This is a genomic window from Paenibacillus xerothermodurans (assembly GCF_002220865.2).
GTDB classification, from domain to species: domain Bacteria; phylum Bacillota; class Bacilli; order Paenibacillales; family NBRC-103111; genus Paenibacillus_S; species Paenibacillus_S xerothermodurans.
Map to the genome: position 1 here is coordinate 520,459 of NZ_NHRJ02000002.1, position 13,148 is coordinate 533,606.

A 13,148-nucleotide genomic window follows, 5' to 3' on the forward strand; every position below is an offset into this window, starting at 1 on the left:
CTTCAAATCGTGTACAAGGATTTACTATGCTTGTCGTATCTTAGTATGGCTGGTTTATGTAATTTTTATCAATCCGGATCTCGCTGCATAAGCGTGAATCGATATTCCTCTGACGTCACACCAATGTGCAGTTTCACCTGAAATAACAATAGGTCGCTGCCACAAATCTTGTATCGTACGCGCGCCCAGCGCCGCCATCAACAGCTTCAATTCCTGATGAGTCTCGTTGATTTGTTCGATCAGCGCGGCAACTCCCTCTGTGCGGACAGTTCTGAGCAAAGCGCCGGCCATACCAACCGCCGATGCACCCAACGTAAGCGCTTTGCATGCTTCCCATGCGCTGCGTATGCCGCCCGACCCTATGATGAATGCCTCGCCTAGCCCGCTGTTTCTGTATTGCTCGACAGCATGCAATGACTCGAGCAGCGTGACCGCGGTCTTTACTCCCCAATCATTGAGCCAAATCATTGGATTAGACCGTCTTGCATTCTCTATTTCCGCAAAATTAGTTCCACCTGCTCCGCCGACATCAAACGCTTGCACACCGGCTTGCAGCAATGCTGCGACGCTCTCTCGAGCCATCCCAAAACCTACTTCCTTTACAACTACGGGGACCCCCAAGTGCTGGGCTATGCCTGCGATTCGCTCGAGCATGCCGGTGAAGTCTCGATCGCCTTCCGGCATGATCAGCTCCTGCATCACATTCAAATGAATTTGCAGACCATCCGCACGGAGCATGTCGACCGCACGTTCGGCTTGCTCCAGAGTGGCTTCACTACCTAAATTACCGAAGACGATGCCATGTTGATTAACCTCACGTACCACACGGTAGCTATACTCAACCTCGGGATGCTTTATCGCCGACATCTGGGAACCCACAGCCATCGCCAGCCCGGTTTCTCTCGCGGCTATTGCAAGATCGCGGTTAATATCCGCCGTCTCCGGAGCCCCGCCGGTCATCGCATTAATAATAATCGGCGAGCTCATAGAGAGTTCGCCGATTAGGGTTTGCAATGAGATACGCTCAACTGAGGTGTCCGGGAGACAGTTGGGTATAAACTTGATGTCGGAGAAGCCTTGCTCTCCACTCTGTCCAAGCGCTAGAGCATGATGCACATGCTCCATTTTCCTTGGTATACGCACCGTAACTCCTCATTTCAATAAGCAGATCCGCTTATTTAAATTTGCTCAGCTTGTCGCCAAACCTCTCACCAAGTGTCAGATTCAGACCTTGATTCTGGTACTCATCTGCGATCTTTGCATCCTTCTGCTGTCTTTGAGGACGATCAGACTTTGGCGCACGCTCCGGCGCCGCAGGCGCTTCCTCTGTTTCCTTGATGCTTAAGGAAATACGCTTCTCGTCAACATTCAGATCCAGCACTTTTACGCGCACCTCTTGCCCTTCTTCCAACACTTCCGATGGTGTGCCGATGTGGCGATGGGCGATTTGTGAAATGTGCACTAGACCTTCCACACCGGGCGCAACTTCCACGAACGCTCCAAATGGGGCCAAGCGCTTGACGGTACCGGTAATGATATCGCCGGCGTTAAACTTGTCGGACACCTGCTGCCATGGGCCGGGCTGAGTCGCTTTGATACTCAAGCTCACACGCTCGTTCTCGGGATCCAGCTTGAGAATTTGAACTCTAACTTGATCGCCTTCTTTCACAACTTCTGAAGGAGTTTCTACATGATGCCAAGCCATTTCGGAGATATGCACCAATCCGTCCACGCCTCCGATATCCACAAAGGCTCCGAACTGTGTTAAGCGCTGCACCGTACCTGTGAGCTCTTGCCCAACAGACAGCTGGGAGATGACCTCTTTCTTTTTCGCCTCAAACTCTTCATCCAAAACATCCTTCTGAGAAAGGATCACTTTGTTTTTCTCGCGGTCCATTTCTTTTACTCGCAAGCGAAGAGTGCGTCCTTTGTAGTCACTGAAATCTTCTACGAAAGTACGCTCAACCATCGAGGCAGGAACGAAGCCGCGCAGACCAACATCAACTACAAGGCCGCCCTTCACTACCTCGGCAACTTTAGCCTCTATGATGGTTTTGTTGTCCATATCCGCTTGCAGCTGCTCCCACGCTTTCTCGCTGTCTACCACACGCTTGGAAAGCTCTAGCTTTTCTTTGCTATCGTTAATGGACAGCACCTTTAACTCTACTTCTTGACCAACCTGCACGCTATCCGCGGCACTCCCTACAGGTACGGCGGAAAGTTCACGCACCGGAATCACGCCATCGTACTTATAACCTACGTCAACGATCGCTTGATCCTCGTCGACTTTAATGATTGTTCCTTTTACGGTATCGCCTTTTTTCAGCACAGCCATATCCGCCATGGATTCCTCCTGGGACAGCTCTTGCTGCGTATCCTGGCTTTCTAAGTTTTGATCTACTTTTGTTTCTTCTGACATGGTTCAATACCCTCCTCGATTAGCAACCTCAACCAATAAGTGATTAGTTACAATTGCTGGTGCATATATAATTTACCGGCGCAAAAAGATACGCGGTTAATTGTTTGTATAAAGTATTCCACATTTTATCATTTCGATTCGTATTCTTTCACGATCTGCCTTATGGTGGCCATGATTTTATCGGTAGCCTGCTCCAAACCTTCCGTTCCGCTGTCGGCAAACTCGCTTATGTCCACCGGCGTACCGTATACCAGCGTCATTCGTTTAAAAGGTTTGTATGATCCCACTATAGCGGAAGGAACGACAACAGCACCGGATTTCAAAGCCAGGCTGGCAGCGCCTTTCTTGCCGATTCCACCGGCGTTATTGCGCGAGCCTTCGGGAAAAATACCTATAATCTTATTGTCTTCGAGCAATTTCAAAGACAAGCGGATGGATTCTTTGCTCACGCCGCCCCTTTTAACCGGGAATGCGCTAATTTTGGGCAGAATCCAACCCAGAACAGGCACATGGAACAACTCCGCTTTGGCCATGTAATGCACTCTCCGGCCGACTAATGGACTGCCCAGCAGCGGCGGATCGAGATTGCTTATGTGGTTCGCACATAAGATCACCGGCCGTCCGTGCGGCACGTTTGCCACACCAACCACCTTAAGACGGAACAGCGTGCGGAAGATAAAATAAAATAGAGCACGCAGTGTGGAATACAGCATAACTACTTCCCTCCGCCCACTTTAGTTCTGCATAGATCCAAGATGCGATCGACCACCTCGAGGATGGTCATGGCGGTTGTGTCCAATAAAATGGCATCCGACGCTTGAATTAAAGGGGCGGTTTCCCGCTGCTCGTCCATCCGGTCCCTCGCAACGATCTCTTGTTCCAGCTGGCGGAGCGTTACGTCTGTGCGTTCGTCTTTGATTTCTTGAAAACGCCTTTCGGCTCGGACTCGCGCGCTGGCCGTCAGAAAAACTTTCAGTTCCGCGTCCGGCAGTACATGGCTGCCAATGTCCCGGCCATCCATTACAACTCCTTTGGCTGCGGCCATCTGCTGCTGCTTCACAGTTAAAATGCGGCGTACTTCAGCGATTCGAGCAAGCGGAGATACATTATTCGTAACTTCCGCGGAACGTATGTCCGTCGTTACATCGTTACCATCCACAAACACTTGCTGACCGTTCTCGCCCGGCGCGAGCCGGATGTCCATCCGTTCGGTCAGAGCGATCACTTCCGCCTGCTGCTCTGGAGTTAGACCCGCGCGTAAAATTCTCCAAGTCACAGCTCTATACATGGCCCCTGTATCCACATAGACAAATCCTAGTGCGTTTGCGACTAGCCGGGCAATCGTGCTCTTCCCCGCTCCCGCTGGACCATCTATAGCAATATTAAACTTATCCAAAACGTGGGCCTCCCAGCAATAAAAAAAGAAATGAACGGTAGAGCTTGAAATAACCAGGCCTATGCCTGTGATCTTTGCAAATTATACCATAGGTGAAAGAAGGATTGCAAAACACAGCGCGAGCAGGCTCGACAATTTCATCCGTTTTGTATCAGGGAAAACGGGCGAAGGGTGTCCCTTCCAGCTGCTCCACCTTTACCATCGAATGGCGAATTACTGGGCATAACAGCAGAGTTTGGGCGATTAGCAGCACGACCGCCAAGCAGATGAGCGCCCGCACCACCCACCTTTCTACCCATGTCGACAGCTCTATAAATAAGTCTTCGTACCTGTTTCGATTTTCTGCGTTTTTCATGTTTCCTTCGACAGCTCCAAACACTAAATTTGGACCATAGTTTCTCCAAAATTTGATAAACCATGCGCTGCTGCTTTTCGCTTTACATAACGCCGCATCAGCGGTGTATCACCACGGTAAGGCAAGTAAAAAAACCTCCATTCAACCAGCCGCATACGTATGTACTCGGCTCGCCTGCAGGGGTTCAGACGGGATAGTAAAAAAGTTTCCTGACAGGCGACCGGAGTATCACAGCTGTGCTGCGCGCTCCCCTCGCTATGTAAAATCTGACTCAATGGCAGAAATCTGTACCTCCCGTGTTGTTCTTTAGAGATGGCTCCCGGATACCACACCCTAGCAAGTATTATAGCACGATCGAGTAAGATATAAAGTAAAAAGGAGACTTTCCAGAAGTCTCCTAAAAGTATGCACGCACGTGCCCCTAATGGAATGGCGATCACATCAGCCGTCTACGGCCGTTTGGTCGATCTGCTGCTCCAGCTCCCGCAGACGTTCCACTTTCTCTTCTGTGCCCGTCTCGGTGTTAATGTAGATCCGGTACATGCCTCCGTTAATTCGGCCGGTAAACTCGTGGCACAGCACCTCTTCATCCACATCGTTCCGGATCAAAGCTACTTGCTCACGCTGCACCTGAAAATTGCTGTTCAGCACTTTGCGTGCATCCGCCACGTTGATCGCGGGTTCTTTGAATTGGCGATCCTTATGCTCGAACACGTAATCGTTCGCCTGCAGCCCGAGCACTTCACCATTGTCCATAGCCACGCGTACCGCCATTTTTTCCAGGTAGTTAATGACATCATTGTTGCGGGTGGCAAAAGTAATGTTCACGGCATTGCCATATTCATCGTAGCTAATTGCCGTCATGTTTTTGTAACCGTGAGTATCTAAAAATTCAGCGGCTTTGTCCCTCGCCTGCCTCAGATCGAGCTGCCGGTTGCCCACGCCCCTGTCGGCGGAAAACCATAGCAGCTGTCCACCTTTGCTGCTGTAATCCATCTGAGCGCCGTCCGGCGCATTGGCTTTAGGAGCTGTCACAGTGTACACTCGGTAATCGGTGTCGGCTCCACTTTCAACTACCTGAATCTGCGCGGGGTCCTGGATGCCCAAGAATTGAGCGGATTTTTGCCGTACTTCTTCCGGTGTCACGTCTTTGCCGGACAGCGAGCTCATATTCCGTGTCTGGTATGCGTTTAGCAGCGACGGGCTCCATCTGACGTCCGCATATTCCGCCACTTTTTTGTCGACTGTCTGAAAGCCGTCGATGATGGTATTGTCGAGAGGCTCCCTGTGCGTGGCGAGAGCGGTCTCTACATCCATCCAGCGCAAATTGTTTTGCAGCACCTTGGCCTGCATATCCCTTAAATCCGCAGAAATCTCAGCGGAATGCTTATATAAAGCATTCAGTGTGCCCAGCTCATCCTGCGTCAACGGCTGCTTGCCTAAGTCACGCATTGCCGCACGATAAGCGAAATTAGCCGTGTTCGCCAAAAATTCCTCGGTCCGGTGAAAGGGCATCAGCGATAGCGGCAGCTGGTTCACTTCGTTCTGCGCCTCACTCGTTATGCGCCATGCGTTGGTCAGACCTTTGCGATAGCTCGAGTGGGAGTCGGTATTCAGCGCCAACGTGTTGCCCAGTTCAGTATGCAGCTTATCCACATGAAATGACAGATCATGAAAAGCCCGCTGATAGGCTGTTTCAGCCTTCACCAATATGGAGTTTTTGTCTCTGTGTTCCATGTATCCCCACACGCCGGTACCAAACAACGCTATCAGCAGAATGGGGAACGCTATGGCGCTCATTCTCTTGTACATACTCGTCAGATCTCCCTTCATCAGCCAAACTTGGTTCTAGCTTTTGCTGGAGCCGGAGATCTTATGCATACAAAAAGAAGCCCGTCACGGCTTCTCCTCATACGTTGGGTTCGATATCAAAGTCGGTCTCGTTACTGCAAATACATTGCCTGAAGCCGGTATCTATCCTGCCCTTGTCTCTTTTCGCTTTTAACACAAAGCGTTCACCGCACTGCTTACAGCGTATGGTGACCTTGAATCGCGCATTCTCTGCCATTAGTACCTCCCGGTGAGTGAAAAGTACTAACCAGTATAGACAACTCTGTTACGTTTTAACCTGTTCCTCGCCTTGAATGACGCGCAAAGGAGATTTCGCGTTAGCCCGGTTTACCTTCCAAATGCTGCGCATCCATAAAACAGCCATAAGCGGAAGAGCACACCACAGCCAGTAGGTCTCCGCCGTTAACAACAAATAATCATAAGCGCCATGCCAAAAAATCGGGAGAGCTAAAGAATATAGCAAATATCGCTTTTTATGCACACGATCGAATTTGGCCTTTCCCAGATGGTATCCCATGATCACCCCGAACAATGCGTGTCCGGAGACAGGCAGCAGGGCTCGGTATAACAGCGATGTGATGGAGGAGGCGTTGAGGAATGCGTAAATCACGTTCTCCAGAGTGGCAAAACCCAGCGACACCGCCACCGCATACACTATGCCGTCATAAGGTTCGTCGAAGGAAGCGTGCTGGTAAATCACGACATAGACTAAAAACCATTTGAGAAACTCTTCCAAACCGGCCGAGATAATGAATGAAAAGACAAACGGATCCTCTCCCAGCCCGTGCACAAAGGCACGCTGCAGCACCATCACGGGAAATACCAATAATATTCCAAAAATAAACATCTTCACCACGAGATGAATCGGTTCCGTGTCGTAACGGTCCTTTAGATAAAAGTAAGCCAACAGAGCGACACCTGGCGCTACCGCCGCCGTCAACACTGACAACAAGCTCAACGTGTCACCTCCATTCTGTTTGGGTTTGCTCGGGGCAAAATGCCATATGGTCAACATTATAGCCATTTTACCATCTGTTCGCCATCCTCATCTGCGGCGCCGTGACCGTTTGTGGTACACTGGGGCCCGTTCTAAGCGTATTCAACCACCTAGAGCGCGCGACCGGGTCTGTGGGTGCTTCGATGAGCAGCAAAAAAAGCATTCACAAAAACAACGCTGTTTTTGAGAATGCTCTGAACGTTCGAGATTGAAGTATTGATGCGAACTATTTGAAATGCGTACAAAGCACCTGTACCGCATCGGCTGCAATAACCGTCTTGCCATATTCCTCAAGTATAGACCGAGTCACGGAAGCAGCATCACCAAACTCGGACAGCACGGCGATGATAGCCTGGTACCGGCTTTCATCCATCTCCGCAGCATCCATTTGGAAAAACCACTTATCCTTATACGAGAACAACATGCCGCCATCTGTCACCAGTGGCAGAAGCACTTTCGCCATGCGCAGCAGATCTTCAAAATCATGGAAGACATACGAAATCTGGTCGGTCTGTTCGAGTGTGACCTCCAGTTCATACATTTCCTCGACGTCCTCGTCGTAGGAGCTGGAGTGGTGGAAATCGATGTTGCCGCGAGTCACAATGACGACCATTCCTTGAGCGGGAAGCGCCAGGACTTCAACGGCCAGTGGTCCGGAGGGGTCAAAGCCTAATTCTGTGTAAGCTTGATCCATCATATCGCTGAAAAGCTCATGAACCTTCGGAATCTCTCTCCACATGTCATCCTTTTGAATGCCTCGCTCCGTCAAGTCATCGAATGTGAGGAAAATCCGTATTTTGTCTTGACTTAAACGCTCCATTTTCATACAGGATTCCTCCCTTGCCGTCACGTTAATAACAGCTTATGAAGTAAGGTTAAAAAGGTGAGTAAGCTTAACAGCTTGTATTTAATTTATATGATTATTATATCACATCATAACAATAAATCTATCGCACAATCAAAAAAAGGCCGACATAAGCAAGTTTCTGCCCATATCCAGCCTTTTATTCGTTTAAGTACCAATTAATGCGGCTGAAGAATTTCCTGAACCTCCTTTTTCTGGTTGTTTTTCGCGAGAATCTCACCCACGGTAACTTTTAGTTCAGGATTTTCTCTTACTATGTCTTCCACTCTTTCCAGGCTCGCACCCTTCTGGTTCTTCTTGCCGGTTGTCGCAATATTGTCGGTGGCCGCTGCCGAGCTGCCAGCTGTCATGGTTTGGTTGTTGTTACCCATTGTGTCAGCGATGTTATTCTGCGCTTTGTTCATCATCCCGCCCAACGATTGATTGTTGCTGCTCATCATCTCCAGTATCATGGACCTGTTCTTGTTATTCAAATAAATCACGGCCGCGGCACCTAACAATCCGCCAAACAAAAAAGCTCCTAATCTCATGCTGATACCTCCATCCGTTTTTGGTTTCGTGATATTTTTTGCTAGGAAAGTACCGAACATACATGATAATATTAGGAAACATTACAGCGTGGGAGCTTGAAAATATTGAATCTTAACAAAAAATGGGCGTTAGCGCTCACCTCTTGCACATTCATGGCTTTATCAGCTTGTTCCGCGCCGTCGGCGTCTCCAACAACGGCGCCAACCGAACAGACCATGGCGTCTAAGAACGGCACAGGCGCACAAGCTCAAACGCAGACTCCGCCGCCGCCTCAGCCTGTGCCGACACAAGAGCCGCAGCCGGATCAGCGAGATTTTCCCGAGACCGTGCGTAAGCTGTATAAAATAAGTCCCGAAAACTACGCGTCGTGCCGATTGACACCACGGCGACCAATAATACAGTGGTCCTCCTGACGTTCGATGATGCGCCAAGAAGCAAAGAGGTACTGGAATCGCTGTTGAAAACATTGGACGAGCACGAGGCTAAAGCGATCTTCTTCGTCAATGGTTATCTGGTACAGCGAAACCCCGATTTGCTCAAGCTTATAGTGGATCGCGGACACGCGATAGGTAATCATTGTTGGGACCATATCGATCTGAAAAAAAGTGGGCAGGAAGAAGCTGGAGCAGCAGGTCGGCGATGTACAAAAGATCGTGCATGACAGCACCGGCAAGGCACCTCGATTTTTCCGCCCTCCATTCGGTTCCGGCATGATGAATTGGAAAGCGGTGGTCAAAGAAGCGAACATGCTTTACATGACTTGGTCCAACGGCTCGCTCGACTGGGAAATGACAGATAAAAAAAATGACCCCGCAAAGGTGGTCGCCAATGTATTGCAGCAGCTGCGGCCTGGCAGCAATATTCTATTGCACGAGCTGCCGTGGACTGCTGAGGCTTTAGATTCACTGCTCACACAGTTGAAAAAAGCAGTACGGGTTTGTAGATCCCGCAACGATAGATGTTAAGTTGCAATAACCCCTGAATAATACATCTTTATGATGCCATACTCACTGATTGCCAACCCCACACCAGCAAGCCTGTGACCAACATAATGAACAGCCACAACAGGGATCGGTAAAACATACGAAGCCACGTTTCCTTCTCTGTCGGGTGTACCGCTCTGCGCGGGGGCAGGAAGGTGTCGTCCTTCTCATCGGGCGCCGCTTCTTTTTGGTTGTGCTCGTTTACAGCACGTGTCCTGTCATTCATTGTTCCTCTCTCCTGTAACGAATAATGCAGCCCATAATAAAGTCAATCAAGAAATGTGCCGCGATCGGCGTCCACAGTGTGCCGGTGTGAACAGCAATCCACCCCAGCCCATAGCTGATGCTAAAGACGAGCCCCGTCATCAACCAATGCTGAAGATAACGTATATGAATCGCCGCAAATAGTATACTCGTCCAATATGGTCCAAGAAATGGCTGAATGGCGCCGCGAAACAACCACTCTTCGCACACTGCCACAATGAATGATAGGACTGCGATATGCCATAACGGGCGGTTTCTAAAAATTTTTTCATTGACTCCGCCGTCGTCCGTTACCTCAGGAGGCACCCAACGCGAAATCAACAAATCCACGATCAGCACCGCACCGGCGAAGCCGACGCCCCAAATCACAATCAGCCAGCCGGGCTCAAACGATAAAAGCTGCCGCAAAGACGGCCTCTGCAACAGCATGATGCAGCTGCCAAGAATAAAAACAATCAACTGAGTGATATATAAGTTAAGCAGAAGATAGCGCTCATCGATGTCGGCTATGTCCAGTTTTCGAAATTTGAGCGATTTGAAATTAAATTTTTTCATCAAATTATTCCTTTTTTTCGACAAAATCACCTATACTGAAAAATAGAAAAATATAACAATGAGGCGTCTAATTAGTTATGAACAACCGGCTATCCCGATCAGATTGCTTTCTTTGGCCTCAGAATGGGACAGGAACGTGCTGCCGCGCACTAAGAAGAGCTTCTGTTCAACCAACATGAGCAAGCCAGCGGCTCTTCCGCGTATCATCAGCAGCATTCGCTATCTTATATCATACCATTGATCAGCCCTACATGGAATTTTACAAATGAAGCCGGTCATCCGCAGTTGAAACAGGCGGATGTAAATCAGCCGCTGACCACGGCCGAGTGGAGTGCGCTAAGCCTTAAGTGAAAAATGATTATATCAGCAATGTGATGGCTGCTAATAAGCTGTATAAGCCTTTCACTCCTGCTTGCTTCGCCAGGTTAGTCGTACTGGAAGCCAAGCAGCATCGCTACCGCCGCCATCCCACCGTTCACATTGATCACGTTATTAAAGCCTTGTTCGCGCAAAAAGTAACACACATGGGTGCTTCGTACGCCATGAGCGCATACAATGTACAGATCCCTGTCTTTAGGCAGCTCTTCCAGCCGAGTGGGAATGGACTGCATTGGAATCAATTGTGCCTCGTTCAGGTGATAGTAATCCCATTCCACAGGCTCGCGTACGTCAATAATCGCCGAGTGCTCGAGCTCGTTGTTGTTTAATTTTTCGACAAAATCTTCCGGGGAAATGGCCTGCATACGCTCCATTCGTAATCCGCTCCTCACGATTATGATCGCCTGACGATTTCATAGATAGAACAATAACGAAAAATTCACAATTGATCAAGGGAAAACCATTGCATTCCGGCCGCTAGTGCCATAAAATATGCTACGTGCACAGCAGGGAGCTGTACAGTGCTGACAGGCTTCTTCATGTATTGACAGAGGTTGGAGCTCATGTTACGCTTATGAAAAATTTCATTTTGAAACAAAACATTGACGGAGACAGTGAGAACGGGTAACGCGCAGAGAGCCGATGGAAGGTGCGAATCGGACGTTATGTTTTGCACGGAGCACTCCAGAGTTGTTGCGTTGAATGGCGGATCTGCTGCATTGCGGAGTCAACTGCCGGTAGGCGCAGCCGGGTAGAAACCGTTACATTTCCGGGTCTTCGGGACCCATAAGGCTGCTGGTGCGAGCTTGCAGCGAATTAGGGTGGCACCACGAGATTAACTCTTCGTCCCTTGCATACGGTTAACGTATGGGGATGAGGAGTTTTTTTATTTGCTTTCTGTGCGATATTATTCGAAATTGGAGGAAGAGACAAATGTTTAAAGTGTTGGTTATGGATGGAATAAGCGATCTGGGCATTCAGCTTTTGAATGATTCCCCGGACGTGACGGTGGACAAAAAAATCGGCTTAACTGAAGATGAGTTAATCGAAATCATTGCCGAGTACGATGCGCTGATGGTACGCAGCCAGACGAAGGTAACTGACAGAATTATGGCAGCTGCTCCGAAACTGAAAGTGGTTGGACGCGCCGGAGTAGGCGTGGACAATATCAATCTGGAGGCGGCCACACAACGCGGTATCGTTGTTATCAATGCTCCGGACGGCAACACTATCGCAACATGTGAGCTAACTTTCGCGATGATGATGGCTGTCGCGCGTTCCATTCCCCAAGCATATAAGAAAACCGTGAGCGGTGAGTGGGACCGCAAAACATTCGTAGGTGTGGAGCTGCGTAACAAGGTGCTCGGAGTCGTGGGCATGGGCCGTATCGGCAGCGAAGTCGCAAAACGCGCGAAAGTGTTTGGTATGGAGGTTATTGGCTACGATCCATTCCTGACCGAGGAGCGCGCCGAGAAGCTCGGCGTAAAATTGGGCACCGTGAACGAGATCGCTGCACAAGCTGATTTTATCACGGTACATACTCCGCTCACGAACGAGACACGGCACATGATCGCCCGGCCGCAGTTTGAAATCATGAAAAAAGGCGTACGCATCATCAATTGTGCCCGTGGCGGCATCATTGATGAGATGGCGTTGGTGGAAGCGATCGATGCGGGCATCGTAGCAGAAGCCGCTTTTGACGTATACGAGCAGGAGCCGCCGCAGCCCGATCATCCTTTTCTGAACAATCCGAAGATCATCGTCACCCCACACCTAGGTGCGTCTACTGTCGAAGCCCAAGAGAACGTGGCCATCGACGTGTCGGCGGAAGTTCTGCATATATTACGCGACCAGCCTTTCAAAAACGCGGTGAATATGCCTCCGGTGCCGGCGGCGGTACTGAACCAGCTGCAGCCATATTTCTCGTTGGGTGAAAAGCTTGGACTATTCATCGGACAGACAACGGAAGGCGCCGTAAAAGAAATCGTAGTGAGCTACTCCGGCGATTTGGCGGACGTGGATACCACTCCCCTCACCCGTTATATCGTGAGAGGCATTCTGTCCAATCAGCTCGAAGGTGTGAACATCGTCAACGCCATGCATTTGGCGAAAGCACGTGACGTGAATGTGGTGACTACTCAGTCGGCTGCTTCCAAGACCTTCACCAACCTGGTGTCCGTCACGGTTAAAACAAAGAACGAAGAGCGCGTGGTCGCCGGCACACTGCTGGCGGGCTACGGTGAACGTATCGTGCAGATCGATCAGTACCCTGTGGATATCACTCCAAGCGGGCATCTGCTCCTCATTTCACACAACGATAAACCAGGTATCATCGGCAAGGTAGGTACACTGCTCGGAAGCAATGGCGTAAACATCGCGACGATGCAGGTTGGTCGTAAGGTCATCGGCGGCTCAGCGATCATGGTATTGACCACTGACAAGCAAACTCCGCAGGCCGTACTCGCCGAGCTAGAACAACTGCCTGAGCTGACCAAAGTCAACGAACTCGCACTTCATTAAGATAATCGGTGTATGTTTCACGGACAACAAGATA

Annotated in this window: 16 protein-coding genes; 3 read left to right on the forward strand and 13 right to left on the reverse strand. The window is 49.8% G+C overall.

The genetic code is table 11. The annotated features are described in order from the left end of the window. Nucleotides 1–54: 54 nt before the first annotated feature. The 10 genes from fni to CBW46_RS06130 form a co-directional block, all read right to left on the reverse strand. A complete protein-coding gene (gene fni / locus CBW46_RS06090; RefSeq protein ID WP_089199108.1) occupies nt 55–1,143 on the reverse strand; it encodes a type 2 isopentenyl-diphosphate Delta-isomerase in 1,089 nt (362 codons plus the stop codon). A 31-nt stretch (nt 1,144–1,174) separates the two neighbouring features. Continuing rightward, on the reverse strand, nt 1,175–2,419 hold the full coding sequence (gene rpsA / locus CBW46_RS06095; protein ID WP_089199109.1) for a 30S ribosomal protein S1: 1,245 nt from the start codon (nt 2,417–2,419) through the stop codon (nt 1,175–1,177). Between the two features lie 128 nt (nt 2,420–2,547). Next, on the reverse strand, nt 2,548–3,132 hold the full coding sequence (locus CBW46_RS06100; protein WP_089199110.1) for a lysophospholipid acyltransferase family protein: 585 nt from the start codon (nt 3,130–3,132) through the stop codon (nt 2,548–2,550). 2 nt (nt 3,133–3,134) lie between these two features. Beyond that, nucleotides 3,135–3,815 carry a (d)CMP kinase gene (gene cmk, locus CBW46_RS06105; protein WP_089199111.1) on the reverse strand — a complete coding sequence of 227 codons (681 nt, stop codon included), beginning with the start codon at nt 3,813–3,815 and terminating at the stop codon, nt 3,135–3,137. Nucleotides 3,816–3,966: 151 nt separating this feature from the next. Then, entirely contained in the window at nt 3,967–4,170 is a 204-nt protein-coding gene (locus CBW46_RS06110) for a hypothetical protein (protein ID WP_089199112.1), read from the reverse strand. A 441-nt stretch (nt 4,171–4,611) separates the two neighbouring features. Next, on the reverse strand, nt 4,612–5,982 hold the full coding sequence (gene ypeB, locus CBW46_RS06115) for a germination protein YpeB (protein WP_089199113.1): 1,371 nt from the start codon (nt 5,980–5,982) through the stop codon (nt 4,612–4,614). Between the two features lie 97 nt (nt 5,983–6,079). Then, a complete protein-coding gene (locus CBW46_RS21215; protein WP_165842205.1) occupies nt 6,080–6,238 on the reverse strand; it encodes a hypothetical protein in 159 nt (52 codons plus the stop codon). Between the two features lie 48 nt (nt 6,239–6,286). Further along, a complete protein-coding gene (prsW, locus tag CBW46_RS06120; protein ID WP_089199114.1) occupies nt 6,287–6,979 on the reverse strand; it encodes a glutamic-type intramembrane protease PrsW in 693 nt (230 codons plus the stop codon). Nucleotides 6,980–7,244: 265 nt separating this feature from the next. Beyond that, nucleotides 7,245–7,844, reverse strand: a complete 600-nt coding sequence (locus CBW46_RS06125; RefSeq protein WP_089199115.1) for a genetic competence negative regulator — start codon at nt 7,842–7,844, stop codon at nt 7,245–7,247. A 197-nt stretch (nt 7,845–8,041) separates the two neighbouring features. Next, nucleotides 8,042–8,413 carry a hypothetical protein gene (locus tag CBW46_RS06130; protein ID WP_089199116.1) on the reverse strand — a complete coding sequence of 124 codons (372 nt, stop codon included), beginning with the start codon at nt 8,411–8,413 and terminating at the stop codon, nt 8,042–8,044. Nucleotides 8,414–8,781: 368 nt separating this feature from the next. Here CBW46_RS06130 and CBW46_RS22140 point away from each other — a divergent pair, with 368 nt between their 5' ends. After that, nucleotides 8,782–9,075, forward strand: coding sequence for a polysaccharide deacetylase family protein (locus tag CBW46_RS22140; RefSeq protein ID WP_341538172.1), 294 nt, complete (start codon nt 8,782–8,784; stop codon nt 9,073–9,075). Next, on the forward strand, nt 9,020–9,379 hold the full coding sequence (locus CBW46_RS22145; protein WP_341538173.1) for a polysaccharide deacetylase family protein: 360 nt from the start codon (nt 9,020–9,022) through the stop codon (nt 9,377–9,379). Before CBW46_RS22140 ends, CBW46_RS22145 begins: the two co-directional genes overlap by 56 nt. Before the next feature lie 28 nt (nt 9,380–9,407). Here CBW46_RS22145 and CBW46_RS06140 read toward each other — a convergent pair whose 3' ends face one another. The 3 genes from CBW46_RS06140 to CBW46_RS06150 all read right to left on the reverse strand — a co-directional run bounded on the left by CBW46_RS06140 (nt 9,408) and on the right by CBW46_RS06150 (nt 10,968). Then, the gene (locus CBW46_RS06140; protein WP_089199117.1) at nt 9,408–9,623 is read right to left on the reverse strand and encodes a hypothetical protein; all 216 of its coding nucleotides are present in this window, start codon (nt 9,621–9,623) and stop codon (nt 9,408–9,410) included. After that, on the reverse strand, nt 9,620–10,216 hold the full coding sequence (locus tag CBW46_RS06145; RefSeq protein WP_089199118.1) for a type II CAAX endopeptidase family protein: 597 nt from the start codon (nt 10,214–10,216) through the stop codon (nt 9,620–9,622). Before CBW46_RS06145 ends, CBW46_RS06140 begins: the two co-directional genes overlap by 4 nt. Nucleotides 10,217–10,641: 425 nt before the next feature. Continuing rightward, nucleotides 10,642–10,968 (reverse strand): rhodanese-like domain-containing protein, encoded by a 327-nt coding sequence (locus tag CBW46_RS06150; protein ID WP_089199119.1) that lies wholly within the window; start codon nt 10,966–10,968, stop codon nt 10,642–10,644. A 559-nt stretch (nt 10,969–11,527) separates the two neighbouring features. Here CBW46_RS06150 and serA point away from each other — a divergent pair. After that, nucleotides 11,528–13,114 (forward strand): phosphoglycerate dehydrogenase, encoded by a 1,587-nt coding sequence (gene serA / locus CBW46_RS06155; protein ID WP_089199120.1) that lies wholly within the window; start codon nt 11,528–11,530, stop codon nt 13,112–13,114. Nucleotides 13,115–13,148: the final 34 nt, after the last annotated feature.